The organism is Ligilactobacillus acidipiscis DSM 15836, from assembly GCF_001435755.1.
Lineage (GTDB): Bacteria > Bacillota > Bacilli > Lactobacillales > Lactobacillaceae > Ligilactobacillus > Ligilactobacillus acidipiscis.
Window position 1 is genome coordinate 1 of record NZ_AZFI01000173.1, and the last position, 3,921, is coordinate 3,921.

Genomic DNA, 3,921 nt, shown 5'->3' on the forward strand with positions numbered 1-3,921 from the left:
CAACGAAAAGTATGAATAATTCAGGATTAAAGTTGATTTTAAGAAAATGAACGAAATCTTTAAAGCTATAAGAAATGTTTGACGATTTGTTAAACTAGTTGTATTCTTATTTAAAGATTGAAAGGGTGTTTAAACATGGAGGAAAAAATCGTTTTTAACAGTAACTTAAAAATCAAGCCTATTGATGTTGATAATGAAAGCAAAGCTTCTATTTGGGCACAGACCGAGGAAAGCTTTTTGAAAAATAAGACAATGATGAATGTAATGCGTAGATTGGCAACTGAATAAGATTCACAGCCCCAAAGTAATCGGAGGCTTATTTTTTTGCACATAATGTGCACACGACCTCCGTTTTTTGCCTTTATTCACCTCCAATAAAAAAAATAAAAAGCCATTTAGAATGGGTATTCCAAGGCTTTTGGCATTTATTTAAGACTATATAATAAGGAGAGTACAGGATTTGAACCTGCGCGCCGGTATTAGCCGGTTCGCCGGATTTCGAGTCCGGTGCATTACCACTCTGCCAACTCTCCACAACAAGAATAATTATAGCAAACATTAAGCATGATGACAATATAAATTTAATATAACTAGTATATGAACATTTAAAAAGCCCATCCTTCCAGCAAGGATGAGTTTAATTTGTTATGTGCACTACCGAAGCAGCAATGAAGATAAATCTTCAGGCGCGTGACCTTATGTTTAATCTTATAATAAGTTAAATTTTGGTAGTAGTCAACTCAAGACGTAAGGAAAAATTTAGATTTTTTTCAAATAGTTAATTTTCCAGCCTAAATTAACTTGGAAATTTCAAGTCTAAGTTAGCCACTCTCACATATTATTTATCACATTAGTAGCTTAGTACAGTTCGGTGGGTAGGGAGAAAGGCTTGAGCCGGGAGGCGAAGGCCTTTCTCCCTACCCACCGTTCGCGCCCATTTTTCGCGCTTAACCGGCCTGAAAAATCTTTTGNATCCGTGGCGTCTGAGTTCTCAGTGAACGCCGTGGTGTGTTATTCATCCAGTCACTTGTTTCACGAGCTGTTTTAGCCGGTTGTGCCACGATTGGTTTTCCCTTGGAATATATTCCGCGGAGGATCTTATTGTTGCGTTCATTACTTCCACGTTCGTATGAAGCATATGGATGAGCGTAATAGATACCTCCATTTTCACGGTCGGGGACGACCTGAGTTAACTCACTAAACTCAGAACCATTATCAGCAGTAATCGTCTTAAAAATCTTCTCAAACTTTAAACCTAGTTCTTGTTTAAGCGATACAAGAACTTGATTAACGTAACAGTTTTCTTTACCTTGAACTAGAATAACTTCTTCATATCTGGTTTTTCGTTCCGTTAATGTCAGCAGATTTAAATCGCCAGCCTCACGTTGGCCAACAACACTATCGATTTCCCAATGTCCGAATTCTTGACGATTATCAACTTCAATTGGACGTTCTTCAATTGAACGACCTAAAACCTTCTCATTAGTTTTAGACCGGGCTTTTTTCGCCTTACGACTGACTTTTTCGGCCAAATCAATGTTTCTGGCTTTCAATTTTTGTTGGTCGATCCAGTTGTAGAGTGTTGTAGTACATGGAATTGTAGCTTGACTAAGCTTGGCATCCTGGTGAGCAGCCATGACAACCTGATCAGGTGACCAAGCATAGCGGGCTAGCAAGTGTTGATCAGCAAATCTGATAAAAGCTTGGCATGCTTCTTGATCAGCTAGTGAATGACGGCCAGAGGATTGGTGATTACGTTGGTAGACGGCTTCACCAGCCTGCGCTGAATATTCGAAATATTCGTACTCGTACGTTTTATCACCTTGTTTTTGTCGACGGATCTGCCTAATAGTACCTCTTTTCAGTTCATTATTAATAGTTTGAGGCGAGGTATTTAAGAGCTTCGCGATTTGTCGATTCGAAAGAACATGAACTAAATCATGCGGCCCTTTGGAGTTAAAACGGGTCCAATCTTCAATTGATACTCGATTTTCTTTAGTTAGGTGTTTCCCTTGAATGTGATTTGTGGTATTCTCAATTTGCGTCATAGTGTGGATATCGTCCTCTCATGTTTGGTGTGGTAACTAATATGATAAACGATATTTCGCCACTATGGCGTTTTTTGTGTTAATTTTTTTAACTGGCTAACTTCATTTTAAAATTTCCCAACCTAAATTAACTAAATAATTCCCTTACGATTATCTAAACATGTTTATTAGCTTTAGAAAAAATATAAAATATGCTAGTATGTACCATACGTTAATTATATAACACTGTCATAGTTATAAATACATTAGGAAGTGAAGCTTTGGTTAAACATAGACCAGCCCCCATAAAGTTTTTTTGTATATGAGTTGCTTGGTATTGCTTGTTTTCTTGAGGATGTTTGAACCAAGCATAACGGCTGCTAGCAGCAATGCCAATTATGCTATTAGTCAGGAGTCTTCAAAAATAAAAAATTCTCAATCTAAAAGGGATGACGATAGTCAGATTTCGGTACCATTTGAAACAACTTCTGTAAGTGATGAAGTTGGTACTAGCTCTGACCAAAGTACTTCTAAGTCAAGCTCGACTTCATCTAGTTCGAGTTCAGATACAGGCTCTGATCAACCATCTAGTTCATCCTCATCAAGTGAATCTGAGTCCGGTTCCAGCAATAGTTCTAGTTCAGAAACAAGTTCGTCTGCGTCATCTTCATCTGCAAGTAATTCAAATACAAGTGCTTCGTTTGATGAAAATAAAGCACCTGCGACTGAGTCTGATTCGGGGAATGGTCCAAGTTCAAGTGCTGATTCAGTCAGAGATCTTCCAGTTCAATCTAACAAGAATGGTCAAAATTTGCGATCTAGTTCGTTTACTTCGGGTTCAAAAACCAACAAAAATTCATTAGATTCTCAAAATAATGAAGTTAGAAGGGTAACTAACACATACAATAAAGCACAGATTTTAGTCGCCGGAAATTATGGCAATAATTCAAAAACTGAAAAAAATTCGAATGAAAATTCAAACACTGATATTGTTGACTTTACTAACGGATCAACTGCATATGCACCACCTTCATCAACTATATTAAAAGATGATTCGCACTTCACTTTAAATTCTTTTTTATATTTTGCGGCTGTTTTTTTGATAATACTGATATTTACTATTTATGGAGAGATCCAAGATAGTCGGAAATACAAAATCGAAAATAATAATAGAGGTAGAAGGCGGAAATAAAAATGTCTAGTTTCAGGACTTTAAGTTAGTCCTAAAACTAGACATTTTTTTATTGGTTTCTTACTCCAACTCGTTCGAATTGAGAATTAAAAAATAAATTAATTAAATGAAAATGTTCAAAATTTTCTTCTAATTCATCTAGTGAAACATCACTTTTTTGTGGTTTCGTATCAACATAAAAACGTTCATCATCATGGAATGCGTATTTTTGAATCTGCATTAATTCTGGATGAAACATCAGGTTGATCGAAAAACTTTTTTGTGCTTGTTGATCAATTTTAGGAAAATCGATCCATAACTTAAAACGTGTAAATTTTCCTTCATGGAACTTAATATCAAGTGATTCTGGATCTTCATAATTAATGTAATTATATCCGTGCTCACCTATAAAATTTTCTTTGATGTCGACAAACTTGGGAAGTTTGATTTTTAAAACATATAAATAATTATTATTTCTATCAACACCCAGAAAATTGTTTGCGTTAAGTTGATATACTGCCATATCAAAAACCTCTCTCAATTATGCTGAAGTACATAGTATCAATCTTGTACGAATAATTCAAATAAAAATTACTTTTTGTAAGTGTATCCATTGTGAGTGACGGTAGTTATACTTTTTATTCTAGAAAAAATTGTTTGCTTAAAAGTTGATATTTATATATATAATAAAAGCCTGAATTATTCATACTTTTTGTCTTAAAT

General features: G+C 35.2%; 3 protein-coding genes, 1 tRNA gene and 1 pseudogene. 2 read left to right on the top strand and 3 right to left on the bottom strand.

The annotated features are described in order from the left end of the window. Positions 1 to 135 precede the first annotated feature (135 nt). A complete protein-coding gene (locus tag FC65_RS11885; protein ID WP_154022015.1) occupies positions 136 to 288 on the top strand; it encodes a hypothetical protein in 153 nt (50 codons plus the stop codon). A 157-nt stretch (positions 289 to 445) separates the two neighbouring features. Here the strand turns inward: FC65_RS11885 and FC65_RS09275 are convergent. Both FC65_RS09275 and FC65_RS09280 read right to left on the bottom strand, forming a co-directional pair. Next, a tRNA-Ser gene (locus tag FC65_RS09275) sits at positions 446 to 533 on the bottom strand. Between the two features lie 439 nt (positions 534 to 972). Beyond that, a pseudogene (locus FC65_RS09280) lies at positions 973 to 2,048 on the bottom strand (IS30 family transposase); the annotation flags it as partial. A 334-nt stretch (positions 2,049 to 2,382) separates the two neighbouring features. Here FC65_RS09280 and FC65_RS09285 point away from each other — a divergent pair. Next, on the top strand, positions 2,383 to 3,219 hold the full coding sequence (locus FC65_RS09285) for a hypothetical protein (protein WP_056972458.1): 837 nt from the start codon (positions 2,383 to 2,385) through the stop codon (positions 3,217 to 3,219). Between the two features lie 49 nt (positions 3,220 to 3,268). On the opposite strand, the gene FC65_RS09290 is transcribed toward FC65_RS09285, so the two are convergent. Beyond that, complete coding sequence (locus FC65_RS09290) at positions 3,269 to 3,721, bottom strand: hypothetical protein (RefSeq protein WP_056972459.1); 453 nt, start codon at positions 3,719 to 3,721, stop codon at positions 3,269 to 3,271. Positions 3,722 to 3,921: the final 200 nt, after the last annotated feature.

Coding starts and splice junctions, on each gene's coding strand:
- FC65_RS11885 (WP_154022015.1), top strand. CDS start 136: ATGGAGGAAAAAATCGTTTTTAACAGTAACTTAAAAATCAAGCCTATT.
- FC65_RS09285 (WP_056972458.1), top strand. CDS start 2,383: ATGTTTGAACCAAGCATAACGGCTGCTAGCAGCAATGCCAATTATGCT.
- FC65_RS09290 (WP_056972459.1), bottom strand. CDS start 3,721: ATGGCAGTATATCAACTTAACGCAAACAATTTTCTGGGTGTTGATAGA.